The sequence below is a fragment of the Salmonella sp. 32100201201700099SM genome, assembly GCF_017572645.1.
In the GTDB taxonomy this organism is placed as follows: Bacteria; Pseudomonadota; Gammaproteobacteria; order Enterobacterales; family Enterobacteriaceae; genus Salmonella; species Salmonella enterica.
This window is the reverse complement of the sequence record NZ_JAGERQ010000008.1, coordinates 128,363-150,416: the sequence shown is the minus strand read 5'-3', so window position 1 is coordinate 150,416 and position 22,054 is coordinate 128,363. Positions and strand designations below refer to the sequence as shown.

General features: G+C 55.1%; 25 protein-coding genes and 1 pseudogene. 12 read left to right on the top strand and 14 right to left on the bottom strand.

Annotated elements, in window-relative coordinates:
- Nucleotides 1–20: 20 nt before the first annotated feature.
- The 3 genes from J4685_RS14720 to J4685_RS14710 all read left to right on the top strand — a co-directional run bounded on the left by J4685_RS14720 (nucleotide 21) and on the right by J4685_RS14710 (nucleotide 1,775).
- Entirely contained in the window at nucleotides 21–713 is a 693-nt protein-coding gene (locus J4685_RS14720; RefSeq protein ID WP_000198318.1) for a helix-turn-helix transcriptional regulator, read from the top strand.
- 169 nt (nucleotides 714–882) lie between these two features.
- Entirely contained in the window at nucleotides 883–1,230 is a 348-nt protein-coding gene (gene yajD, locus J4685_RS14715) for an HNH nuclease YajD (RefSeq protein ID WP_000974818.1), read from the top strand.
- 437 nt (nucleotides 1,231–1,667) lie between these two features.
- A complete protein-coding gene (locus J4685_RS14710; protein ID WP_000176312.1) occupies nucleotides 1,668–1,775 on the top strand; it encodes a type I toxin-antitoxin system toxin Ldr family protein in 108 nt (35 codons plus the stop codon).
- Between the two features lie 83 nt (nucleotides 1,776–1,858).
- Here the strand turns inward: J4685_RS14710 and J4685_RS14705 are convergent, their stop codons facing one another.
- A complete protein-coding gene (locus tag J4685_RS14705; RefSeq protein WP_000752019.1) occupies nucleotides 1,859–2,722 on the bottom strand; it encodes a nucleoside-specific channel-forming protein Tsx in 864 nt (287 codons plus the stop codon).
- Between the two features lie 299 nt (nucleotides 2,723–3,021).
- Nucleotides 3,022–3,561 carry a DUF3251 domain-containing protein gene (locus tag J4685_RS14700; RefSeq protein WP_000198487.1) on the bottom strand — a complete coding sequence of 180 codons (540 nt, stop codon included), beginning with the start codon at nucleotides 3,559–3,561 and terminating at the stop codon, nucleotides 3,022–3,024.
- Nucleotides 3,562–3,712: 151 nt separating this feature from the next.
- Here J4685_RS14700 and nrdR point away from each other — a divergent pair, with 151 nt between their 5' ends.
- The 6 genes from nrdR to pgpA all read left to right on the top strand — a co-directional run bounded on the left by nrdR (nucleotide 3,713) and on the right by pgpA (nucleotide 7,817).
- The gene (gene nrdR / locus J4685_RS14695) at nucleotides 3,713–4,162 is read left to right on the top strand and encodes a transcriptional regulator NrdR (RefSeq protein WP_000543533.1); all 450 of its coding nucleotides are present in this window, start codon (nucleotides 3,713–3,715) and stop codon (nucleotides 4,160–4,162) included.
- Nucleotides 4,163–4,165: 3 nt separating this feature from the next.
- Nucleotides 4,166–5,269 carry a bifunctional diaminohydroxyphosphoribosylaminopyrimidine deaminase/5-amino-6-(5-phosphoribosylamino)uracil reductase RibD gene (gene ribD / locus J4685_RS14690; protein WP_001150218.1) on the top strand — a complete coding sequence of 368 codons (1,104 nt, stop codon included), beginning with the start codon at nucleotides 4,166–4,168 and terminating at the stop codon, nucleotides 5,267–5,269.
- An 88-nt stretch (nucleotides 5,270–5,357) separates the two neighbouring features.
- The gene (ribE, locus tag J4685_RS14685; protein ID WP_001021372.1) at nucleotides 5,358–5,828 is read left to right on the top strand and encodes a 6,7-dimethyl-8-ribityllumazine synthase; all 471 of its coding nucleotides are present in this window, start codon (nucleotides 5,358–5,360) and stop codon (nucleotides 5,826–5,828) included.
- A gap of 20 nt (nucleotides 5,829–5,848) precedes the next feature.
- A complete protein-coding gene (nusB, locus tag J4685_RS14680; protein ID WP_000801129.1) occupies nucleotides 5,849–6,268 on the top strand; it encodes a transcription antitermination factor NusB in 420 nt (139 codons plus the stop codon).
- 78 nt (nucleotides 6,269–6,346) lie between these two features.
- Nucleotides 6,347–7,324, top strand: a complete 978-nt coding sequence (gene thiL / locus J4685_RS14675; protein ID WP_000752136.1) for a thiamine-phosphate kinase — start codon at nucleotides 6,347–6,349, stop codon at nucleotides 7,322–7,324.
- The gene (gene pgpA, locus J4685_RS14670) at nucleotides 7,302–7,817 is read left to right on the top strand and encodes a phosphatidylglycerophosphatase A (RefSeq protein WP_000154063.1); all 516 of its coding nucleotides are present in this window, start codon (nucleotides 7,302–7,304) and stop codon (nucleotides 7,815–7,817) included. Before thiL ends, pgpA begins: the two co-directional genes overlap by 23 nt.
- Before the next feature lie 7 nt (nucleotides 7,818–7,824).
- On the opposite strand, the pseudogene J4685_RS22770 reads toward pgpA, so the two are convergent.
- The 5 genes and pseudogenes from J4685_RS22770 to xseB all read right to left on the bottom strand — a co-directional run.
- Nucleotides 7,825–7,913 (bottom strand): annotated as a pseudogene (locus J4685_RS22770) (hypothetical protein); the annotation flags it as partial.
- Between the two features lie 7 nt (nucleotides 7,914–7,920).
- On the bottom strand, nucleotides 7,921–8,895 hold the full coding sequence (locus J4685_RS14665; protein WP_001199868.1) for an aldo/keto reductase: 975 nt from the start codon (nucleotides 8,893–8,895) through the stop codon (nucleotides 7,921–7,923).
- 56 nt (nucleotides 8,896–8,951) lie between these two features.
- A complete protein-coding gene (gene dxs / locus J4685_RS14660) occupies nucleotides 8,952–10,814 on the bottom strand; it encodes a 1-deoxy-D-xylulose-5-phosphate synthase (protein WP_000006771.1) in 1,863 nt (620 codons plus the stop codon).
- 23 nt (nucleotides 10,815–10,837) lie between these two features.
- Nucleotides 10,838–11,737: a (2E,6E)-farnesyl diphosphate synthase gene (gene ispA, locus J4685_RS14655; RefSeq protein WP_000348074.1), complete on the bottom strand. Its 900-nt coding sequence runs from the start codon at nucleotides 11,735–11,737 to the stop codon at nucleotides 10,838–10,840.
- Nucleotides 11,738–11,980 (bottom strand): exodeoxyribonuclease VII small subunit, encoded by a 243-nt coding sequence (gene xseB / locus J4685_RS14650; RefSeq protein WP_001124944.1) that lies wholly within the window; start codon nucleotides 11,978–11,980, stop codon nucleotides 11,738–11,740.
- 209 nt (nucleotides 11,981–12,189) lie between these two features.
- On the opposite strand from xseB, the gene thiI reads away from it, so the two are divergent.
- Complete coding sequence (gene thiI / locus J4685_RS14645; RefSeq protein ID WP_000668648.1) at nucleotides 12,190–13,638, top strand: tRNA uracil 4-sulfurtransferase ThiI; 1,449 nt, start codon at nucleotides 12,190–12,192, stop codon at nucleotides 13,636–13,638.
- A 43-nt stretch (nucleotides 13,639–13,681) separates the two neighbouring features.
- On the opposite strand, the gene phnV is transcribed toward thiI, so the two are convergent.
- The 5 genes from phnV to phnR all read right to left on the bottom strand — a co-directional run bounded on the left by phnV (nucleotide 13,682) and on the right by phnR (nucleotide 18,390).
- Nucleotides 13,682–14,479 (bottom strand): 2-aminoethylphosphonate ABC transport system, membrane component PhnV, encoded by a 798-nt coding sequence (gene phnV / locus J4685_RS14640; protein ID WP_000909795.1) that lies wholly within the window; start codon nucleotides 14,477–14,479, stop codon nucleotides 13,682–13,684.
- On the bottom strand, nucleotides 14,473–15,342 hold the full coding sequence (gene phnU / locus J4685_RS14635; protein WP_000052714.1) for a 2-aminoethylphosphonate ABC transporter permease subunit: 870 nt from the start codon (nucleotides 15,340–15,342) through the stop codon (nucleotides 14,473–14,475). The genes phnV and phnU overlap by 7 nt, the downstream gene beginning before the upstream one ends.
- Before the next feature lie 2 nt (nucleotides 15,343–15,344).
- Nucleotides 15,345–16,454, bottom strand: a complete 1,110-nt coding sequence (phnT, locus tag J4685_RS14630) for a 2-aminoethylphosphonate ABC transport system ATP-binding subunit PhnT (protein ID WP_000928782.1) — start codon at nucleotides 16,452–16,454, stop codon at nucleotides 15,345–15,347.
- A 5-nt stretch (nucleotides 16,455–16,459) separates the two neighbouring features.
- Nucleotides 16,460–17,473 carry a 2-aminoethylphosphonate ABC transporter substrate-binding protein gene (gene phnS / locus J4685_RS14625; RefSeq protein ID WP_000778008.1) on the bottom strand — a complete coding sequence of 338 codons (1,014 nt, stop codon included), beginning with the start codon at nucleotides 17,471–17,473 and terminating at the stop codon, nucleotides 16,460–16,462.
- 197 nt (nucleotides 17,474–17,670) lie between these two features.
- Nucleotides 17,671–18,390, bottom strand: coding sequence for a phosphonate utilization transcriptional regulator PhnR (gene phnR, locus J4685_RS14620; protein WP_000836272.1), 720 nt, complete (start codon nucleotides 18,388–18,390; stop codon nucleotides 17,671–17,673).
- 139 nt (nucleotides 18,391–18,529) lie between these two features.
- Between phnR and phnW the strand changes: the two genes are divergently transcribed.
- Nucleotides 18,530–19,633: a 2-aminoethylphosphonate--pyruvate transaminase gene (phnW, locus tag J4685_RS14615; RefSeq protein ID WP_000203964.1), complete on the top strand. Its 1,104-nt coding sequence runs from the start codon at nucleotides 18,530–18,532 to the stop codon at nucleotides 19,631–19,633.
- Nucleotides 19,634–19,642: 9 nt separating this feature from the next.
- Entirely contained in the window at nucleotides 19,643–20,452 is an 810-nt protein-coding gene (gene phnX, locus J4685_RS14610; RefSeq protein ID WP_011233114.1) for a phosphonoacetaldehyde hydrolase, read from the top strand.
- Nucleotides 20,453–20,548: 96 nt separating this feature from the next.
- Here the strand turns inward: phnX and yajL are convergent, their stop codons facing one another.
- Both yajL and panE read right to left on the bottom strand, forming a co-directional pair.
- Nucleotides 20,549–21,139, bottom strand: a complete 591-nt coding sequence (gene yajL, locus J4685_RS14605) for a protein deglycase YajL (protein ID WP_001275809.1) — start codon at nucleotides 21,137–21,139, stop codon at nucleotides 20,549–20,551.
- Nucleotides 21,102–22,013 carry a 2-dehydropantoate 2-reductase gene (gene panE / locus J4685_RS14600; RefSeq protein ID WP_000705823.1) on the bottom strand — a complete coding sequence of 304 codons (912 nt, stop codon included), beginning with the start codon at nucleotides 22,011–22,013 and terminating at the stop codon, nucleotides 21,102–21,104. Before panE ends, yajL begins: the two co-directional genes overlap by 38 nt.
- Nucleotides 22,014–22,054: the final 41 nt, after the last annotated feature.

Here is a 22,054-nt window from a genome sequence, read left to right as displayed (position 1 = left end):
GCTAAATGTAGAGAGTCAATATGACCAGACGCGCTGACCGTTTGTTTCAGATCGTGCAAATTTTGCGGGGTAGACGACTGACGACGGCAGCGCTGTTGGCACAGCGGCTTGCGGTTTCTGAACGGACGATTTATCGCGATATTCGCGATCTGTCGTTATCCGGTGTGCCTGTCGAAGGTGAAGCGGGGAGCGGATACCGTTTAATGGCGGGTTTTGATCTGCCGCCCTTGATGCTTACCCATCGTGAATCGGAAGCACTGATGGTGGCTATACGGTTATTGAAAACCTGGGGCGGCGATTCGCTATCGCGCGAGCTTGAATCCGCCCAGGAAAAAGTGTTGGCTATTTTACCGGAAGAGAGCCGTCGTAAAGCGGAGCAGACACGGATTTACGCTCCGGATTTGGGTACATCTCCACATTCGCGCAGCGCGTTTGATCTTATCCATCAGGCTGTTTCGGCGCAGCAGGTGTTGGCGCTACATTATCGTGATGAAGCGGGGCATCTCTCTTCGCGGGATATACAACCTCTGGGATTGTTTTTCTGGGGAGAGCACTGGCTACTGGTTGCCTGGTGTGAGAGACGGGAAGACTATCGGTGTTTTCGCCTCGATCGCTGTTTACAAATTACTCCGCTTAACCGGCGATTTCGTGAAACAATCGACCGTTCTTTGCGTGATTTTTTGCGTAAAGTCGAGCACGAAAAAATGCCGTAAGATGTGATAGCGATACCTCCAACGCTTGTAAAACGGGTTGATTGGTCATCAGTTTGCCTGAAATAGCCTTCCTTACCTGGATATATAAGTTGCACAGAATCATTGCTAAAAGCCCGGCTTCGCGGGAAACTGCGCATAACCCTTTGTATTATTCAGGTACCTGTTGATTATGGCTATCATCCCCAAAAACTATGCGCGCCTGGAAAGCGGCTATCGTGAAAAAGCGCTGAAGCTGTTTCCGTGGGTGTGCGGACGTTGTTCTCGTGAGTTTGTGTATTCAAATCTGCGTGAGCTGACGGTGCATCATATCGATCATGACCACACCAATAACCCGGAAGACGGCAGCAACTGGGAGCTATTGTGCCTCTACTGCCACGATCACGAGCATTCTAAATATACCGAAGCCGATCAGTACGGTTCGACGGTCATTGCTGGGGAAGATGCGCAAAAAGATGTCGGCGAGGCGACTTATAACCCGTTTGCCGATCTGAAAGCGATGATGAACAAAAAGAAATAAGCAGGCTGCTGACAAAGTTGTTGGTGCTGTTGAATGTTAGGTTACGCTTCGCTCCACCCAACGGAATCCGCAATATAAATGAACTATTGGTTTTCGTAGGTCGGATGCAATCTGACATTTTTTCAGCCCCGGAGTTTGTCGCCAGCCCCAAACGTCCTGTAACGCATACATTGTCACTGGAATCCCGATCGCAAGGTTGGGATTTTTTTGTTTTTAAGTCCTGCCGATACTGGCGAGCAGAGTAGAATCAGCGGTAAGCCGGGGCAACCCGGTGAGGCGCAATGTTGCGGGGGCTTGATCCCCGGTGGCCTTGTCGCTGGAAAGAGAAAACCCCCGCACATTGCTCGGTATTCACCGGCAACATTACGGGGGCTAACTTGACCCTAGACAAGTTGAGGATAGCCGCGAACCGTTGCCATTGCAACAAAGGCGGCAATATGACGCTCACAGAGTTGAGCATTACTATCTGGCACGATCTGGCGGCACCAACGCTGGTCGGGATTGCGACAGGTCTGTTTTTAGGCTGGTGGCATCGCCGGAAGTAATGTGAAGTGGGCGCGACTCGCCGCCGGATGGCAGCATGCGCCCGAAACGGGCCAGAGGGCGACCTCTGGCCTTTTTTGCAGGTTTAGAAGTTGTAACCCACGACCAGGTAGCCGCCCCAGCCGGTAGATTTCGCGCTGAAATCGCCGTCGCCCCAGTTCAGTTTTGCGCCATTCTGCCACTGTCCGCCGTTATGGAAGTAACGCGCAACGACCGAGTAGTGCCAGTGATCGTAGTTCAGCGCCAGGATATGGCTGGAAGCGATGGAATTGCTGGTACGGTTTGGATCGTCGCCTAAATCAGATCCCCAGTCAAAGTTGGTAAAGCCGATATAGTTCAGTTTACCGCCCCACAGATCGGTGATGGGGACGAAGTATTTCACTTTGAAACGGTAGCCGTCCCATTCGTTTTCATTGGAAGCACCGTAGTTTTGCCACTGATATTTCGCATACACGTTCAGCGACAGGCCCATCGGCAGGCCGGTGTCGATATCGGTCCCCAGACCCATATACCACGTGCTCTGGCGGCTGGCTTTGTTATCGCCCATATCGTAGATGTAGTTGTTGGCGAAATACCACTCTTTAAACGGGCCGAAGCTCAGGTCTGCGCCGGTCAGCTTATCAATCGAGAAACGCGGTTCGATTTCCATGAACAGCGGAGAACCGTCGGACCAGATACCTTTATCGTTGCCGTTACCCCAATCAAAGGTTTTGGGAATATCGATATAGCCGTAGAAATCAAACCAGTCTTTTTTGGCAAAAGCTTCATATTCCAGATAGACGTCGTTGTTCAATTTTGGCGAGAAACGGGTATGGTAGCTGCCTACCACGTTTACGCTCTGGTGCCACCAGTCGGACAAATACTGCGGCTGATCATTTTCTGCTGCGTTAGCAGTAAAAGATGAGGTGAGCGCCAGCGCTGCGCTGACTGCGAGTAAAGTTTTTTTCATATGTATGCCACTGTTTGAAATCCCTTGCGGGAGTGAAAAGAACGCAATTTGCGTTTCTAAATATTTCGTGTTTCTGCGGAGCCTATTATAAAAATCATTGCTCACAAAAATATGTCTTGTTTCACATATCTATCATTTACGTAATCGATTGCGTTCACGTTTGCGCATTTTAGGCGCGGCGACAGTACTATCTTTCATGAATATTACCAATCCATGTCATAAATGACGGAAATGTCAGTAGGGCAACAAAAGTCGCGCGGGGGATGTTGCGGAACGCACAAAACGCTCCGCCAGAACGTTTATTGATTAACAGGTTGAATATCATGGATGCGAATGAAGCCTAACTGCGCCGGTGTGATCCCCTTCAACGGTAACGAAATATTGACATCACTGGGCGCCAGCAAACTGGTAGGGGCATTTACCAGAAGGCTCTGTGCATTCACCTCCTGATAGTTCTCCGTAGTGCCCTGAATTTGCCCGTACTCTACGGTAGCGCTGAATGCCGGCAGCGGATCGCGGGACTCGCCCTGAATGCGTAACGTTGCGTGAGCGCCGTCTGCGACAGGCGTAATCTCCAGCAACGTCATACGTAGCGTACCGATCTGGCTCTCCAGCCGGGCAGGCGTATTGGCGCCAGGCAACAAATAGACGCCGCGGGTTGACTCCGCATTCAGCTTATTTTGTTGGGTAATTTTTACCGTTTCCTGATTCAGTTGGGTCATCTCTTTATTCAGGGTGCTAATGCTTTGATGCATCTGGCGAACTTCGCTCTGCGGCGCGCAGGCGGTCAGGCTCAAGAGACTTCCCACCAGGAGAATTCTTAGGTAACGTCTTGTCATGTCGAGCATTTCCTTCATGGTTCGATAGCGTAATGGTAGTGCGCTATACGCACAAAGGCACCGATCCTTTATCTCAAAAGCGCTCCGCCTTTGTTGTCGCGCCAGTTCAGGGTAAAATAACATTTCCTAAATCATCTGGTCAGGACGCCGTATGCATTGCCCATTTTGTTTCGCCGTAGATACCAAAGTCATTGACTCTCGTCTTGTAGGCGAGGGCTCGTCCGTGCGCCGCCGTCGGCAGTGTCTGGTGTGTAATGAACGCTTTACGACCTTTGAAGTGGCTGAACTGGTCATGCCGCGCGTGATAAAAAGCAACGATGTGCGCGAACCCTTTAATGAGGATAAGCTGCGTAGCGGCATGTTGAGAGCGCTGGAAAAAAGACCCGTCAGCGCAGATGATGTTGAAATGGCATTGAACCATATTAAGTCACAATTACGTGCCACTGGGGAGCGTGAAGTTCCCAGCAAGATGATTGGCAACCTGGTCATGGAGCAGCTGAAAAAACTCGATAAAGTCGCGTATATTCGCTTTGCCTCCGTCTATCGCAGTTTCGAAGATATCAAAGACTTTGGCGAAGAAATCGCTCGCCTACAGGACTAAGCCATGCAGGATGAGTTTTACATGGCGCGGGCGCTAAAACTGGCGCAGCGTGGACGTTTCACCACTCACCCGAACCCTAATGTCGGCTGTGTCATTGTTAACAATGGCGATATCGTCGGCGAAGGTTATCACCATCGCGCCGGAGAGCCGCACGCCGAGGTCCATGCGCTGCGGATGGCGGGCGCAAAAGCCAAAGGCGCAACCGCCTATGTCACGCTTGAACCCTGTAGCCATCATGGGCGAACGCCGCCATGTTGTGATGCGCTGATTGCGGCCGGCGTCGCGCGCGTGGTCGCCGCGATGCAGGACCCGAACCCACAGGTCGCCGGGCGCGGGCTGTATCGCCTGCAACAGGCGGGTATTGCGGTCAGCCACGGGTTAATGATGAGTGAAGCGGAGGCGCTCAATAAAGGCTTCCTCAAGCGGATGCGTACCGGATTCCCTTATCTTCAGCTTAAACTGGGCGCCTCCGTCGACGGACGGACGGCGATGGCCAGCGGCGAAAGCCAGTGGATCACCTCGCCGCAGGCCCGGCGTGACGTTCAGCGCTTGCGTGCGCAAAGCCACGCTATCTTAACCAGTAGCGCGACGGTATTGGCTGACGATCCGGCCTTGACGGTGCGTTGGGCGGAGTTAGACGCCTCTACGCAGGCGTCTTACCCGCAGGAAAATCTGCGCCAGCCGGTGCGAATTGTTATCGACAGCCAAAACCGGGTAACGCCTGCGCATCGTATTGTGCAGCAGCCTGGCGAAACGTGGATTGCGCGTACCCAGGAAGATAGCCGCGCGTGGCCCGATTCGGTTCGTACTATCAGCGTGCCGGCGCACAACGGACATTTGGATCTGGTTGTGCTGATGATGCAGTTAGGCAGGCAGCAGATTAATAGCATATGGGTTGAAGCCGGACCGGGACTGGCAGGCGCGTTGTTGCAAGCCGGGCTGGTGGATGAACTGATTGTCTATGTCGCGCCTAAATTGTTGGGAACCCAGGCGCGGGGATTATGCGAATTGCCGGGGCTTGAGAAGCTCGCCGACGCGCCGCAATTTACCTTCAGCGAAATACGTCATGTCGGCCCGGATGTTTGCCTGCATATGGTGAGCGCATGAGTTCTCCCGTCGAAAGGGGAGCAGCGCTCAAATTATTATGATAAAATCCGCCCCCCTGCGGGGCCAAATGAACCCTGGAAGAGAGAATATGAACATTATTAAAGCTAACGTTGCAGCCCCTGACGCTCGTGTCGCCATCACTATTGCGCGTTTCAATCAGTTTATCAACGACAGCCTGCTGGATGGCGCGGTTGATGCCCTGACGCGTATTGGTCAGGTAAAAGATGATAATATTACCGTAGTGTGGGTGCCTGGCGCCTATGAACTGCCGCTGGCGACCGAAGCGCTGGCGAAAAGCGGTAAATACGACGCCGTGGTTGCGCTGGGAACCGTGATTCGCGGGGGGACTGCGCACTTTGAATATGTGGCAGGCGGCGCCAGTAATGGCCTGGCAAGCGTTGCCCAGGACAGCGGCGTGCCGGTAGCCTTTGGTGTTCTGACCACCGAGAGTATTGAACAAGCCATCGAACGTGCTGGTACAAAAGCCGGTAATAAAGGCGCAGAAGCTGCGCTGACCGCGCTTGAAATGATTAATGTATTGAAAGCCATTAAGGCCTGATTTTTTGTAAGGGGAATTCCGTGAAACCTGCTGCTCGTCGCCGCGCCCGTGAGTGTGCCGTCCAGGCGCTTTACTCCTGGCAGTTGTCCCAGAACGACATCGCTGATGTTGAATACCAGTTCCTGGCGGAACAGGACGTAAAAGACGTCGACGTTCTCTATTTCCGTGAACTGCTATCCGGGGTGGCGACTAACAGCGCGTACCTGGATGGTTTAATGAAACCGTATCTGTCCCGCCTGCTTGAAGAGCTGGGACAGGTTGAAAAAGCCGTGCTGCGTATTGCGTTGTTTGAGCTGTCAAAACGCAGCGATGTGCCTTATAAAGTGGCCATCAACGAAGCGATTGAACTGGCGAAAACCTTTGGCGCTGAAGACAGCCACAAATTCGTCAACGGCGTACTGGATAAAGCAGCTCCGGTGATTCGTCCCAACAAAAAGTGATTCACAGGCCGGAAAGATAGCGGGCGCTCGATACCCGCCGTCTCCGGCCTTTTCTTTTTTTCTGCTGAGGCATAACGTATGGCATGTGGCGAGTTTTCCCTGATTGCCCGTTATTTTGACCGTGTAAGAAGCTCTCGTCTTGATGTTGAAACCGGTATTGGCGACGATTGCGCGCTCCTGAATATTCCTGAAAAGCAGACCCTTGCGATCAGTACCGATACGCTGGTGGCGGGCATCCATTTCTTACCTGATATCGATCCTGCCGATCTGGCGTATAAAGCGCTGGCGGTGAATTTAAGCGATCTGGCCGCGATGGGCGCCGATCCGGCATGGTTAACGCTGGCGCTCACGCTTCCTGATGTCGATGAGGCGTGGCTTGCTGCGTTCAGCGACAGCCTGTTTGAACAACTGGATTACTACGACATGCAGCTCATTGGCGGCGATACCACGCGCGGCCCGCTGTCGATGACGCTGGGAATCCACGGTTATATCCCGGCAGGGCGCGCGCTCAAGCGATCTGGCGCGAAGCCGGGCGACTGGATTTATGTCACCGGTACGCCGGGCGACAGCGCTGCCGGGCTGGCGGTTTTGCAAAACCGGCTACAGGTGTCGGAGGAGACCGATGCTCACTATTTAATTCAACGGCATTTACGCCCGACGCCGCGTATTTTACACGGCCAGGCGCTGCGTGACATCGCCAGCGCGGCTATCGATCTTTCCGATGGTCTGATTTCCGATCTGGGGCATATCGTCAAGGCCAGCGGCTGTGGGGCAAGAGTGGATGTTGATGCGTTGCCAAAATCCGATGCGATGATGCGCCATGTTGATGACGGGCAGGCGCTGCGTTGGGCGCTTTCCGGCGGCGAAGACTATGAGCTGTGCTTTACGGTGCCGGAACTGAACCGTGGCGCGCTGGATGTCGCCATTGGTCAACTGGGTGTTCCCTTTACCTGCATAGGCCAAATGAGCGCAGATATTGAAGGGCTGAATTTTGTACGTGACGGAATGCCTGTCACCTTCGACTGGAAAGGATATGACCATTTTGCCACGCCATAAAGATGTTGCGAAAAGCCGCCTGAATTTGCGCAATCCGTGGCATCTGCTCGCTACCGGCTTTGGCAGCGGGCTGAGCCCCGTGGTGCCGGGCACGATGGGCTCGCTGGCGGCGATCCCCTTCTGGTATCTGATGACGTTTCTGCCGTGGCAGCTTTATTCGCTGGTCGTGATGTTTGGGATCTGCATTGGCGTTTATCTTTGCCATCAGACGGCGAAAGATATGGGCGTACACGACCACGGCAGTATTGTCTGGGATGAATTTATCGGTATGTGGATAACGCTAATGGCGTTGCCGACGACGGACTGGCAGTGGGTGGCTGCCGGGTTCGTTATTTTCCGCATTCTGGATATGTGGAAACCCTGGCCGATCCGTTGGTTTGATCGCAACGTGCACGGCGGCATGGGGATTATGATCGATGATATCGTCGCCGGGGTGATATCCGCCGGCATACTGTATTTTATCGGTCATCACTGGCCGCTCGGTATTATTTAAAGGGGTTGCCGGATGGCGGCGTAAACGCCTTATCCGGCCTATCCCCGAACAATATGTCGATTTCGCAGGCCCGATAAGCGCCGCGCCATCGGGCAATGGCAGATTATTTAAATCCCACCACCGGATGCTGTTTGTACGGCATTTCGAGTTCAGCAATCTGCTCCGGTTTGAGCGTTAAATCAACGGCATTCAGCAACTCATCTAACTGCTCTTCACGCGAAGCGCCGATAATCGGCGCGGCGACGCCTCGTTTACTGAGCAGCCAGGCTAGCGCGACCTGCGCTCGCGTTGCGCCAAGCGCCTCGCTGACGCCAGCCAGCCGTTCCGCTATTTGCGCATCATTTTTATCGCTTTCAGCGTATAAATTTTTGCCCACGTCATCCGAGACCAGCCGGGCCGTGGTTTCTCCCCAGGGGCGAGTTAAGCGCCCGCGCGCCAGCGGGCTCCACGGAATCACGGCGACGCCTTCCTGCCAGCACAGCGGTAGCATCTCACGCTCTTCCTCGCGGTAGATCAGGTTATAGTGATCCTGCATGGTGACAAACGGCGCCCAGCCGTGTTGTTTTTGTAGCGCCAGCGCCTGGGCAAATTGTGAGGCGTGCATTGAGGAAGCGCCGATATAGCGGGCTTTACCCGCCTTCACCACGTCGTTTAGCGCTTCCAGAGTTTCTTCTATCGGCGTGGTGTAATCCCAGCGGTGGATTTGCAGGATATCGACATACTCCATTCCCAGACGGGTGAGGCTATCGTCAATAGAGCGCAGGATTTGCGCGCGGGACAATCCTTCCGGCAGATCGCCGACGCGATGGAAGACTTTCGTCGCTACCACCACCTCGTCGCGCCGGGCGAAATCACGCAGCGCGCGGCCGACAATCTCTTCGCTGCTGCCGTCGGAATAGCTGTTGGCGGTATCAAAAAAGTTAATGCCGCCCTCAAGGGCGCGCTTGATGATGGGACGGCTGCTCTCTTCGGGAAGCGTCCAGGCGTGATTGCCGCGACTCGGCTCGCCGAATGTCATACAGCCCAGACAAAGGCGGGACACCCGAAGATCTGTATTTCCTAACGTGTTGTATTGCATGACTCCGCTCCTGTTATACCCGTCACTCTTCAAGCATAGCAGGAGCAAAGAGGGGATTATGCCTGCCAGGCCTTGATTTTGGCTTCAATGCCTGCGGCGTCGAGCCCCAGTTCCGCGCGGGCTTCTTCCTGCGTTCCTTGCGGGATAAATAAATCCGGAAGACCGATATTCAGCACAGGTACAGGTTTACGATGGGCCATTAGCACTTCGTTTACGCCGCTGCCAGCGCCGCCCATAATGGCGTTTTCTTCCAGCGTCACCAGCGCGTCATGCTGCGCGGCCATCTCCAGAATTAACGTGTCGTCCAGCGGCTTAACAAAGCGCATGTCGACCAGCGTGGCGTTCAGCGCTTCGGCGACTTTCGCCGCCTCAGGCATTAAGGTGCCAAAGTTCAGAATCGCCAGTTTTTCGCCATGACGCTTCACAAGGCCTTTACCAATAGGCAGTTTTTCCAGCGGGGTTAGCGCCACGCCCTGCGCATTACCGCGTGGATAACGTACTGCCGTCGGGCCGTCGTTATAGTGATACCCGGTAAATAACATCTGGCGACATTCGTTTTCGTCGCTTGGCGTCATGATCACCATATCCGGGATGCAGCGCAGATAGGAGAGATCGAACGCGCCCTGGTGCGTTTGTCCATCCGCGCCAACGATACCGGCGCGATCGATGGCGAACATGACCGGCAGTTTCTGGATAGCGACGTCATGGATAACCTGATCGTAGGCGCGTTGCAGGAAAGTAGAGTAGATCGCCACGACGGGCTTATAGCCGCCAATCGCCAGGCCTGCGGCGAAGGTGACGGCATGCTGCTCGGCGATGGCGACGTCAAAATAGCGATCCGGGAATTTACGTGAAAATTCCACCATGCCGGAACCTTCGCGCATTGCCGGGGTGATCGCCATCAGCTTGCTGTCTTTGGCGGCGGTTTCACACAGCCAGTCACCGAAGATTTTTGAATAACCTGGCAGACCGCCGCTGCTTTTCGGCAAACATCCGCTGGAAGGATCAAATTTAGGCACCGCATGGAAAGTGATCGGATCTTTTTCCGCGGGCTCATAGCCGCGGCCTTTCTTGGTCATGATATGCAGGAACTGCGGGCCTTTCAGGTCGCGCATGTTCTTCAATGTGCTGATAAGCCCCATGACATCGTGACCATCGACCGGCCCGATGTAGTTAAAGCCCAGCTCTTCGAACAGGGTTCCCGGCACAACCATGCCTTTAATATGTTCTTCGGTACGCTTGAGCAGTTCTTTAATTGGCGGTACGCCGGAGAAGACCTTTTTTCCGCCTTCGCGCAGAGAAGAGTAAAGCTTACCGGAAAGTAGCTGCGCCAGATGGTTGTTGAGCGCGCCGACGTTTTCCGAAATCGACATTTCATTGTCGTTCAGAATGACCAGCATGTCGGGCCGGATATCGCCTGCGTGATTCATTGCTTCAAACGCCATACCGGCGGTGATGGCGCCGTCGCCAATCACACAGACGGTGTGGCGATCTTTGCCTTCTTTCTCCGCCGCCACGGCAATACCGATACCGGCGCTGATGGAGGTGGAGGAATGCCCAACGCTCAGCACATCGTATTCACTTTCCCCGCGCCACGGGAACGGATGCAGACCGCCTTTCTGGCGAATGGTGCCGATTTTGTCGCGACGACCGGTAAGGATTTTATGTGGATAAGCCTGGTGTCCAACATCCCAGATTAGCTGGTCAAACGGGGTGTTGTAGACATAATGCAGCGCCACGGTAAGTTCTACCGTGCCCAGCCCGGAAGCGAAATGCCCGCTGGAACGGCTTACGCTGTCGAGTAAGTAGCGGCGTAGCTCGTCGCAGAGTTTCGGCAGACTCTCTTTCGGTAACAGTCGTAACTCCTGGGTGGAGTCGACCAATGCCAGGGTAGGGTATTTGGCTATATCAAAACTCATCGCAAGCTCATTGGATATGGGGTTTATTTATCACGCTGGATTATGTAGTTCGCTAGCGCTTCCAGTGCCGAGGTGTCCAGTGATTGCGCGGCCAGCTGATGTAACGACTGACGGGCGTCCTCTATCAGGTCCCGGGCTTTATTCCGGGCTTGCTCAAGACCCAGAAGTGCAGGGTAGGTACTTTTGCCAAGCTGCTGGTCTGCGCCCTGACGTTTACCTAACGTTGCAGTATCGCCCACCACATCCAGAATGTCATCCTGAACCTGGAAGGCAAGGCCGATACTCTCTGCATAGCGGTCAAGTATCGGCAGAGTATTCCGTCCTTTATCGCCCGCGCTCAACGCGCCAAGTCTAACGGCGGCGCGAATGAGCGCGCCGGTCTTATGGCGATGAATGCGTTCCAGCGCGTCCAGAGTGATCCGCTGGCCTTCTGCCGCCAGATCCAATGCCTGACCGCCGCACATACCGGCGATACCGCTGGCGTTTGCCAGTTCGGCGATCATCGCGATACGATCGCGATCGGCGACTTCCGGCATCGGCGCGTCGCTGATAATGGCAAACGCCAGCGTTTGCAACGCGTCTCCCGCCAGGATTGCGTTGGCTTCGCCAAATTTAATATGGCAAGTCGGCAGGCCGCGACGCAAATCGTCATCGTCCATTGCTGGCAGGTCGTCATGGATCAGCGAATAGGCATGAATGCATTCGACCGCCGCAGCTGGCGCATCCAGCGTTGCCGTACTGACGCCAAACATTTGACCGGTGGCGTAAACCAGAAATGGCCGCAGGCGTTTACCGCCTAATAATGCGCCATACTGCATGGCTTCGACCACGGGAGTGTTCTGAAAGGGCAGTGGCGCGATAAAACGGCTCAGCGCCTGATTCGCTTGCGTTACGCAAGCCTGTAGCTGCTGCGTAAAGTCCATTTACTCATTATCCGCGATAAAAGGCTCAGGTGAAGCCTCTTCATTATCAGACAGCAAAATTTGCACGCGCTGTTCCGCCTGCTGCAGTTTTGCCTGCCCCTGACGCGCCAGTTGTACGCCGCGCTCGAATTCATTCAGCGCGTCTTCCAGCGGCAAATCGCCGCTTTCCAGGCGGGTAACAATATGTTCCAGCTCGCTCAGCGCAGTTTCAAAGCTGGCGGGCGCCTCATTTTTCTTCGGCATGATGACTGTTTGACTCTCTGTAATGGCAGCACAAGTCTATGGTAACGGACTCGCACTGATAAGCAAATAACGCGCAATGGTAAGGGGAAATGCGCAAGATGTCCGTGATGGTGATATACTTCCGCGCCTGGATGCAGCCGTAGGTATGGGCTGCTGTACTATTTCTCCACGACAAGCCTTAGATAGCTTGCTAAAGAACCATTGCCGCCATGAAGTTTATCATTAAATTGTTCCCGGAAATCACTATCAAAAGCCAATCTGTGCGTTTGCGCTTTATAAAAATTTTAACCGGGAACATCCGTAACGTTTTAAAGCACTACGATGAGACCCTCGCGGTTGTCCGTCACTGGGATAACATTGAAGTTCGCGCCAAAGATGAAAACCAGCGTCTGGCGATTCGCGACGCGCTGACCCGCATCCCGGGGATTCACCATATTCTTGAAGTCGAAGATGTGCCGTTCACCGATATGCACGACATTTTCGAGAAAGCGTTGGCGCAGTATCGCGAACAGCTTGAAGGCAAAACCTTCTGCGTGCGGGTAAAACGTCGCGGTAAGCATGAGTTTAGCTCCATTGAAGTGGAGCGCTATGTTGGCGGCGGATTAAATCAGCATATTGAATCGGCGCGCGTGAAGCTCACTAACCCGGATGTGACGGTGCATCTGGAAGTGGAAGATGATCGCCTGCTGCTGATCAAAGGGCGTTATGAAGGTATTGGCGGTTTCCCGATTGGCACCCAGGAAGACGTGCTGTCGCTGATCTCCGGCGGTTTTGACTCCGGCGTCTCCAGCTATATGCTGATGCGTCGCGGCTGTCGCGTACACTACTGCTTCTTTAACCTCGGCGGCGCGGCGCATGAAATCGGCGTTCGCCAGGTGGCGCATTACCTGTGGAACCGCTTTGGCAGCTCCCATCGCGTGCGTTTTGTGGCGATTAACTTTGAACCAGTGGTCGGCGAGATTCTGGAGAAAGTCGACGACGGCCAGATGGGCGTGGTGCTCAAACGTATGATGGTACGCGCGGCGTCGAAAGTGGCGGAACGTTACGGCGTACAGGCGCTGGTGACCGGCGAAGCGCTGGGCCAGGTGTCCAGCCAGACGCTAACCAACTTGCGCTTGATCGATAACGTGTCTGACACGCTGATCCTGCGCCCGCTGATCTCTTACGATAAAGAGCACATTATCAACCTGGCGCGCCAGATTGGTACGGAAGATTTTGCCCGTACGATGCCGGAATACTGTGGCGTGATTTCAAAAAGTCCGACGGTGAAAGCCATTAAAGCGAAAATTGAAGCCGAAGAAGAAAATTTCGACTTCAGTATTCTCGATAAGGTGGTAGAAGAAGCGAACAACGTCGATATTCGTGAAATCGCCCAGCAGACCCAGCAGGAGGTGGTGGAAGTTGAAACCGTGAGCGGTTTTGGCGCCAACGATGTGATTCTGGATATCCGTTCTGTCGATGAGCAGGATGACAAGCCGCTGAAAGTGGAAGGCGTCGACGTCGTTTCGCTGCCTTTCTACAAGCTGAGCACTAAATTTGGCGACCTCGATCAGAGCAAAACCTGGCTGCTATGGTGCGAACGCGGCGTAATGAGTCGCCTGCAGGCGCTCTATCTGCGCGAGCAGGGGTTTGCCAATGTGAAGGTGTATCGCCCGTAATTCCTTTGCCGGGTGGCGGCTATGTCCTACCCGGCCTACCGTTTTATTTCTGCCCCAACCGTTTTGCAATGCGCTCCAGCTTCATCATCAGCAGCAGCGTAATGGCCACCAGCACAATGGTCAGCGCCGCGCCGTCGGCGATATTTCCACGGTCGGTCAGGCTAAAGATAGCTACCGGCAGCGTCGTCCAGCCCGGTGGATAAATCATCACCGTCGCGCCCAACTCCCCCATGGAGAGCGATAAACTCAGCGCCAGCGCTGACACCATCCACGGCATCAATAACGGCAACGTCACGTGACGCAGACGATACCAGGGCGATGCCCCCAGACTCGACGCGACGTTTTCAATATCGGCGGAAATGCGCGCCAGTCCGGTCGACACGTTACTGAAGGTAAAGGCGGAAATCAGCACAAAGTGCGCTGTCAGCACAATCCATAGGGTGCCGTTCATTTGCAATGGCCCCTGGCTGAAAGCAACCAGAATGCCCAGGCCCACGGACACTGACGGAATCGCACTCGGCAGATAGAACACCATACTTAACCATTTCTGCGTTTTCACCCCATATTGACGCAACGCCAGCGCCGCCCAAACGCCGCAAAGCAGCGCAAACAGGCTGGCGCAAAAGCCAATCGTGAGGCTGGCAAGTAGGGCATCCCATGCCGCACCGTGCAGAGCGTTAACAAAGTGGTTCAGCGTGAAGCCACTCGGCAGAATACCGTTCCACTGCTGGCTAAGGCTGGACATCAGAATCACCGCCAGCGGCAGGAAAAAGAACACGATAAACAGTACGCTAGCCACAACGCCCGCCGCTGCGCGTCCTTTAGGTGACCAAATTAGCATGGCTGGCTCCTTACGCCGGTACGCGATGCCGCCAGGCGATAGAGGGAGAACAGCCCCAGCGACAAGACAATGTTAATCAACGCAATCATGCAGGCGACCGTATAGTCGGACTCCAGAATCGCTTTGCTGTAAACCATCATCGGCAGGGTGTTAACCCCTTTCGCGCCAATAAACAGTACGATGCCGAACTCGTTAGTGGTCAACAGCAGGCACAGGCTGCCACCAGCCATCAGCGCCGGTAGCGCCGCCGGGAAAATCACCTGCCCAATCACCCGTAACGGGTGTGCCCCCAGAATGCTGGCTGCCTCTAGCTGGCTTTTATCAATTTGCCGCAGCGCGGCCATCAGTGGCCGCATCACCAGCGGAGTGAACACCGTGATCTCCGCCAGAATGACACCCTGCATCGAGTAGAGAAAATCCACCGGCGGTAGCTCAAAGGCAAACAGGCTCATCAGCGCACCGTTGAGCAGACCCGCTGACCCATAAATAAAGGTGAACGCCAGCGTAATCAGGAAGGTCGGCAGCGCAATAAAAGTATCGACGACCCGACCAATCAACTCGCTGCCGGGGAAAGGAATAAACACCAGAATCAGCGACATCACGCTGCCCAGCAGCAGGCAACCGGCGGTGGCGAAAAAGGCGATTTGCAACGTGTTCAGCAACGCGCCGACAAAGCGTTTCGAGTCGACCACCTGGCGGAAGGTCTCGAGCCCGATCTCGCCATTGGCACCGCGTAGCGCCTGTTCAACGATGAGCGACAGAGGCCAGAAAAACAGCGTCGCCAGCACCAGCAACGGGAGCAACAGCCACAGCAGCGGGCGTAGGTTAAGCGCCGGTTTTTCCAGAGGTAAAATGAGTGACATGGTTATACCTCAATCAGGACCGCATCATCCGGTTCGAACCACAGCGCCAGCTTGTCGCCCACGCGCGGCAGCGGATTGACATGTGTCAACACCATCCGCACCGTTTCGCCAGCAACGTCACACAACAGATGGGTTAAATCGCCTTGCCAGTGCACCGATTGCAGTGTGGCGTTGAAGCGGTTGCTGTAGGCCGAACGCGGCGTCAGGCTGAGGTGCTGAGGACGAATGCACAGCAGTTTGTTGTAACCGTGGTGGCTGCCCTGGCTGAACGCGCGAATCACCGCACCGCCGCAACTGACGTCCACCAGCCCCGGAACCTCCGTTATCCCCAGCGCGATGGCGGAGAGAATATTGGCGCGACCTAAGAATTCGGCGGCAAAACGATTGGGCGGATGGTGATATAACGCGCGGGTTTCGCCGTGAGCAATCAGCGAGCCATCCTTCATAATGCCGATTTTATCGGCCAGGGTGAGCGCTTCCGTTTGATCGTGGGTGACGTAGAGAATAGTGAGTTCCGGCAGCTCACGGTGAAGACGGGCGATTTCTTCCACCATATTATGACGAATCTGTGCGTCCAGCGCTGACAGTGGTTCATCCAGCAACAGCACGCGCGGGCGCACGGCAATCGCGCGGGCGATGGCCACGCGTTGCTGCTGGCCGCCGGAAAGTTGATGCGGATAACGGGTGGCGTAATCACTCATGCCAACTGTCTTCAGCGCCTGCGTGACACGCTCATTAATTAGCGCCTTTGGCTGCTTCTGCGCACGCAGACCAAAAGCGACGTTGTCTTCCACTTTCAGATGCGGGAACAAGGCGTAGTTCTGCACCACCATCGCCAACCCGCGTTTATAGGGTGGCAGATGGGTGACGTCCGTATCGCCAATCAGGATACGACCGCCTGCAGGCTGCACAAAGCCCGCCACCGCACGCAGCACCGTCGTTTTTCCAGATCCTGATGGGCCAATCAGCGCCAGCACTTCGCCAGGTTCAATCGTCAAAGAGAGCGGTTTAAGCACCACGTTGCCGTGATACGCAACGCGCAGCGAGTCGAGGACTATCCCCGATGTCCCCTGCGATGCAGGGGCGTGAGCGGCAGTCGTTTTCATCAGCATCAGGCTTACTCGCTTTCGGTCACTTTGTGCCAACGGCTAATATCTGCCGACAGCGAAACGGCTACGTCATCCCAATTTGGCTGCCAGCTCTGCACGCCTTCTAACGCGGCAGTGGCGGCCTTGTAATGTTCGTCGCTCGGCGTCACGTCGCTGCGTACCGGCATTCCCCAGGAGAGTTCGCTGACGCGAGTCTGCGCTTCTTTACTCAGCAGGAAGTTAATCAGCTTTTTACCATTTTCACTCTGCGGCGCCCCCTGGACCAGGCCAATGACATAAGGGATGGCCAGCGCGCTGCGCTCGCCTTTGTCGTTGGCCGGCCAGAAGATTTTCACGTTCGGGTTACGTTCCATCTGCGCGAGGTTCATTTGCAGGTCGCCGTTAGCGACGTAGATTTCACCTTTATTAACCAGCGCGGTTAGCTTGCCGGTAGAGGCAGATGGCCCGACGTTATTGGCCTGCAGCTTGCCGAGATACGCAAAACCGGCATCTTTACTGCCGAAGCTGTGGAAAGCCTGCAGCATTACCGCCGTGCCGTCAGCGGCCTGACCTGGCGTGGAATACTGGAGTTTATTTTTGAATTTACCGTCAAGCAGATCCTGCCAGCTCGCCGGGGCAGTTTTCAGCAGCTTGCTGTTGTAGATAAAGCTCAGATAATTCTTTACCAGCGGCGAATAAAGGTTGTTGGCATCGGGGATAGCCGAGGCGGCGTCGGTGTTAAAGTTCGCCAGCAGCTTTTCGGCGGCGGCGCGCTGAATGAATGGCGGCGCGGTTACCAGCACGTCGGCCTGTGGATTCGTACGCTCTTTTGCCAGACGTTCCACTACCACGCCACCACCGCCTTCAACATAGCGTACGGTAATGCCGGTCGCTTTGGTGAACGCGTCAAACTGCACCTGGTACCAGCTGTTATCGCCATCGTGCAGCCCGTCGATGGAGTACACCGTGACCACTGATTCCGCCCATGACGGGGCGCTGGCGAGAGCGAAGACAGACAGCAGAGCAAGTCGGGAAAGTTTCATCGTAATAGCCTCATAGCGTACGTTGCATTTTCTGGCCTATACCAAGTTTGCTTTTTACGCTAAACGGCTTATATGACAAAACGATGAAAGAGAAATAAATCAGTCCACGCCGGAGGATGCTGCGCTTATCCGGATAGCCGTGAGACGATACGATTGACAGGCCGGATAAGGCTCGCAGCCAACATCCGGCGCACCCGCTAGTGGGTATCTACCTCAATGCGCAGGCTGTCGTGACGCCAGTATTCGATATCCAGATCCAGCACTCGCCCGTGTTGATCGTAGTTCAGACGGCGCAGCAACAGCGCCGGGCGTCCTTCCATAACTCCCAGCGCCTGTGCGGCCTGCGCAGGCATGGCGGTGGGGTAGAACGACAGATGCATGCTGGTATAGACGAGGTTGTAGTACGACTCGTATACCTCGGTCAGGCTGCCGTTGAGATCGTACTGCAGCAGCTCAGGCACGCGGGCGGGCAAACAATGGTTTTCGCAGTAGCACACGGCGCGGCCATCGGCGTAACGCAGACGGGTCAGCAGATAGATTTGATCAAACGGCTGGAGCTGGAGGGGCTCCATGACCTCGACAGGCACGGTGGTTAACACGCCGCTCAGTAGCGCGGTTTTTGGCTCCCGCCCCTGCTCGCGGCAAAGCTTATGGAAGTTGGTGTTCTGGGTCGGATCCAGCCACAGGCGTTCCGGCGTAACGAACCAACCGCGACGATCGGCGCGCCAGATAAGCCCACTGGACTCCAGCTGCGCCAGGCTTTCGCGAATAGTAATGCGCGTGGTGTTGAAGATCGCGCACAGTTCGCGTTCAGACGGCAGTTTATCACCGCTTTTCAACGCACCGCTCTGAATACGCGCCTGAAGCTGCGCCTTGATCAACAGGTACTGCGGGATATCGCCCGGGATAGATTTCATGCTTACTCGCTTCCGTTTTACCTGCCGCCATTATACAAGCAGAGATGAATTTTTTGTTGCAGCGCGATTTTCTCTTTGACCCATCGCGGCAAAGATCGTCATGATAAATGCAATCTGGTATAGACCAAAGGTAAATAACATGACTTCGCGTAACTATCTGTTGCTGACTCCTGGCCCGCTCACCACCTCTCGTACCGTGAAAGAAGCGATGTTGTTCGATAGCTGTACCTGGGATGATGATTACAATATCGGCGTGGTGGAACAGATCCGCCAGCAGCTAACCGCACTGGCAACGGCCTCCGAAGGCTACACCTCCGTACTGCTGCAAGGCAGCGGCAGCTATGCTGTGGAAGCCGTACTGGGCAGCGCATTGGGGCCGCAGGATAAGGTGCTGATCGTCAGCAACGGTGCATACGGCGCACGAATGGTCGAGATGGCCGGCCTTATGGGTATCGCCCATCACGCTTACGACTGCGGCGAAGTTGCGCGCCCGGATGTGCAGGCGATCGACGCGATCCTCAACGTCGACCCGACGATCAGCCATATCGCCATGGTGCATAGCGAAACAACCACCGGGATGCTCAACCCCATTGATGAGGTGGGCGCTCTGGCGCATCGCTATGGCAAAACCTACATCGTTGACGCCATGAGCAGCTTCGGCGGCATCCCCATGGATATTGCAGCATTACATATCGACTATCTGATCAGCTCCGCCAATAAATGCATTCAGGGCGTGCCGGGTTTTGCCTTTGTGATTGCCCGCGAGCAAAAACTGGCCGCGTGCAAAGGGCGTTCCCGCTCGCTGTCGTTAGATCTCTACGCCCAGTGGCGCTGCATGGAGGATAACCACGGCAAATGGCGTTTTACTTCGCCCACACATACCGTCCTGGCGTTTGCACAGGCGCTGAAAGAGCTGGCGAAAGAAGGTGGCGTGGCGGCACGTCATCAACGCTATCAGCAAAATCAGCGCAGCCTGGTGGCCGGAATGCGGGCGCTGGGCTTTAACACGCTGCTGGATGACGAACTTCATTCGCCCATTATCACCGCCTTTTATTCACCGGAAGACCCGCAGTATCGCTTTAGCGAATTTTATCGCCGCCTCAAAGAGCAGGGCTTTGTTATCTATCCAGGCAAAGTGTCGCAAAGTGACTGCTTCCGCATCGGCAACATTGGCGAAGTATATGCCGCCGATATCACTGCCCTGCTGACCGCCATTCGTACCGCCATGTACTGGACGAAATAAGGAACCATGATGAACCGTATTCACGCTGTTATTCTCGACTGGGCGGGCACCACCGTCGATTTTGGCTCCTTCGCGCCGACGCAAATTTTCGTCGAGGCGTTCCGTCAGGCATTTGATGTGGAGATCACCCTCGCCGAAGCACGCGTGCCAATGGGGCTGGGTAAATGGCAACACATTGAAGCGCTGGGAAAATTACCTGCTGTTGACGCGCGCTGGCAGGCAAAGTTTGGCCGCGCCATGAGCGCAGCAGATATTGATGCCATCTACGCCGCTTTCATGCCGTTACAGATTGCTAAAGTTGTCGATTTTTCTTCTCCTATTGCCGGAGTTATCGACACGATCGCGACGCTACGAGCCGAGGGTATCAAGATAGGCTCCTGCTCCGGTTACCCACGAGCGGTGATGGAGCGCCTGGTTCCCGCCGCCGCCGGGCATGGTTATTGTCCGGATCATTGGGTGGCAACGGACGACCTGGCCGCGGGTGGTCGTCCGGGGCCGTGGATGGCGCTGCAAAACGTGATTGCGCTGGGCATTGATGCGGTCGCGCACTGTGTGAAGGTAGATGATGCCGCGCCGGGCATTAGCGAGGGGCTTAACGCGGGGATGTGGACGGTGGGGCTGGCGGTATCGGGTAACGAATTCGGCGCAACATGGGACGCCTATCAGACAATGTCGAAAGAGGACGTTGCGGTCCGCCGCGAGCACGCGGCCAGCAAGCTGTACGCCGCCGGGGCGCATTACGTGGTGGATTCACTGGCGGATTTACCTGGGGTGATTGCGCATATTAATGCGCGTCTGGCGCAGGGCGAACGCCCGTAAAATAACTGCCGGATGGCGCTGTCGCTTATCCGGCCTACAGACTGTACCGTTTTGTAGGCCGGATAAGGTGTTTACGCCGCCATCCGGTAATCATTCTTATTCGTAGTAGTTATAAATCCCCGCCGCCATCACCAGTTGCGAAGCCACTTCATGCGCTTTTTCACGACCAACCAACAGGTCGATGATTTTCAAACCAAAATCGATAGCGGTACCTGGTCCCTGGCTGGTTAATAATTTTACCCGCGCATCCCACACCACACGCTTATCCTGCCACTGTTCGGCGGGGATCTTATCTTTCAGCGCCGGAAAACCGGTCATATTGCCGATAGGGAAGATATCGTGCGGCACGAGCACTGTGGCGGCTGCGGCGCAAATGGCTGCGACAATGCGCCCGGAGCGGTGAAACTGTTTTACGGTTTCGACCAGCAGCGGGCTGTCGCGAAAGCACTCGGCGCCTTTAATTCCGCCGGGCAACACGATGATGTCATAATCGCCGTCGGCAACTTCAACCAGCGGCGCATCCGCCAGTAGCTTTACACCGCGCGAGCAGACAATCGTCAGGTTGCCATCGCTGGCGACGCTGGCGGTAGTGACGTGGATTCCGCCGCGAACCAGCAGATCGATAGTGGTGACCGCTTCGGTCTCTTCACTACCAGGGGCGAGGCATACCAGTGCCTGAGCGCTCATACTCACTCTCCTTTCGCTTTACCATTTCAAACAGGCGGCTATTTTCCGGAACGGCGAGACCGTGCACGCGGGCGCGCTTGAGTAAATAACCGGTGATGTAGTCAATTTCGGTATGGCGCATGGCGCGCACGTCCTGCAACATGGATGAGATGTTTTCTGCCGTACTGTCAATCACTTGCTCAACATAATAGCGTAAATCGTCTGCCGATGTGTGGTAGCCTTCACGTTCAATCACAGCGGCGACCTCTTCGCAAATCGCGTTGATTTCATCAGTATGATGGCGCAGCTCGCCGTTCGGGCAGTTCCAAAGCGCGGTGAGCGGGTTGATAACACAGTTGACCGCCAGTTTGCGCCACATCTCTGCGCGGATATTGTTATGCCAGGCGACATCGGGCAGTACCCCCTGCAGGATATCGGCGAGATAACTGTAATCGCCGTCTTGCTCGCGTGCCGGGCCAATATGCGTAGTGCCGTTAGCGACATGAATAATGATATTACCGTCGCGGCGCGCAGCATGGGTGATAGTCCCCATCAACATCGGCTGTTGGATATTTTGCAGTTCTTCTATGGTTCCCATTCCATTATGAATGAGCAGAATAGGCGACGTCACCGGTAGGGTTGACGCCAGGGTTCGTACTGCGTCGGAAACCTGCCACGCTTTCAGCGTGACTAACAACAGTTCGCTCTTCGCCAAAAAATCCGGATCGTTTGCCGTCAGTGATTCGTTGAAAAAGGAACCATCGGTATCGGTCAGATTTACGCTGCAATAAGGTTGTGGCACCCGTAGCCAGCCCTGTACGTCATGTCCGTGTTTGCACAGTGCCGAAAGCCAAAGTTGTCCTAAGGCTCCGCATCCCAGTACAGTAATTTTCATTGTTCCTCCTCACCTGCAACAGCGCCAGGTGTTATGGCGCT

Excerpts from the sequence above, each read along its gene's own strand:
- J4685_RS14720 (WP_000198318.1), top strand. The coding sequence starts at position 21 with ATGACCAGACGCGCTGACCGTTTGTTTCAGATCGTGCAAATTTTGCGG.
- yajD (WP_000974818.1), top strand. The coding sequence starts at position 883 with ATGGCTATCATCCCCAAAAACTATGCGCGCCTGGAAAGCGGCTATCGT.
- J4685_RS14710 (WP_000176312.1), top strand. The coding sequence starts at position 1,668 with ATGACGCTCACAGAGTTGAGCATTACTATCTGGCACGATCTGGCGGCA.
- J4685_RS14705 (WP_000752019.1), bottom strand. The coding sequence starts at position 2,722 with ATGAAAAAAACTTTACTCGCAGTCAGCGCAGCGCTGGCGCTCACCTCA.
- J4685_RS14700 (WP_000198487.1), bottom strand. The coding sequence starts at position 3,561 with ATGACAAGACGTTACCTAAGAATTCTCCTGGTGGGAAGTCTCTTGAGC.
- nrdR (WP_000543533.1), top strand. The coding sequence starts at position 3,713 with ATGCATTGCCCATTTTGTTTCGCCGTAGATACCAAAGTCATTGACTCT.
- ribD (WP_001150218.1), top strand. The coding sequence starts at position 4,166 with ATGCAGGATGAGTTTTACATGGCGCGGGCGCTAAAACTGGCGCAGCGT.
- ribE (WP_001021372.1), top strand. The coding sequence starts at position 5,358 with ATGAACATTATTAAAGCTAACGTTGCAGCCCCTGACGCTCGTGTCGCC.
- thiL (WP_000752136.1), top strand. The coding sequence starts at position 6,347 with ATGGCATGTGGCGAGTTTTCCCTGATTGCCCGTTATTTTGACCGTGTA.
- pgpA (WP_000154063.1), top strand. The coding sequence starts at position 7,302 with ATGACCATTTTGCCACGCCATAAAGATGTTGCGAAAAGCCGCCTGAAT.
- J4685_RS14665 (WP_001199868.1), bottom strand. The coding sequence starts at position 8,895 with ATGCAATACAACACGTTAGGAAATACAGATCTTCGGGTGTCCCGCCTT.
- dxs (WP_000006771.1), bottom strand. The coding sequence starts at position 10,814 with ATGAGTTTTGATATAGCCAAATACCCTACCCTGGCATTGGTCGACTCC.
- ispA (WP_000348074.1), bottom strand. The coding sequence starts at position 11,737 with ATGGACTTTACGCAGCAGCTACAGGCTTGCGTAACGCAAGCGAATCAG.
- xseB (WP_001124944.1), bottom strand. The coding sequence starts at position 11,980 with ATGCCGAAGAAAAATGAGGCGCCCGCCAGCTTTGAAACTGCGCTGAGC.
- thiI (WP_000668648.1), top strand. The coding sequence starts at position 12,190 with ATGAAGTTTATCATTAAATTGTTCCCGGAAATCACTATCAAAAGCCAA.
- phnV (WP_000909795.1), bottom strand. The coding sequence starts at position 14,479 with ATGCTAATTTGGTCACCTAAAGGACGCGCAGCGGCGGGCGTTGTGGCT.
- phnU (WP_000052714.1), bottom strand. The coding sequence starts at position 15,342 with ATGTCACTCATTTTACCTCTGGAAAAACCGGCGCTTAACCTACGCCCG.
- phnT (WP_000928782.1), bottom strand. The coding sequence starts at position 16,454 with ATGCTGATGAAAACGACTGCCGCTCACGCCCCTGCATCGCAGGGGACA.
- phnS (WP_000778008.1), bottom strand. The coding sequence starts at position 17,473 with ATGAAACTTTCCCGACTTGCTCTGCTGTCTGTCTTCGCTCTCGCCAGC.
- phnR (WP_000836272.1), bottom strand. The coding sequence starts at position 18,390 with ATGAAATCTATCCCGGGCGATATCCCGCAGTACCTGTTGATCAAGGCG.
- phnW (WP_000203964.1), top strand. The coding sequence starts at position 18,530 with ATGACTTCGCGTAACTATCTGTTGCTGACTCCTGGCCCGCTCACCACC.
- phnX (WP_011233114.1), top strand. The coding sequence starts at position 19,643 with ATGAACCGTATTCACGCTGTTATTCTCGACTGGGCGGGCACCACCGTC.
- yajL (WP_001275809.1), bottom strand. The coding sequence starts at position 21,139 with ATGAGCGCTCAGGCACTGGTATGCCTCGCCCCTGGTAGTGAAGAGACC.
- panE (WP_000705823.1), bottom strand. The coding sequence starts at position 22,013 with ATGAAAATTACTGTACTGGGATGCGGAGCCTTAGGACAACTTTGGCTT.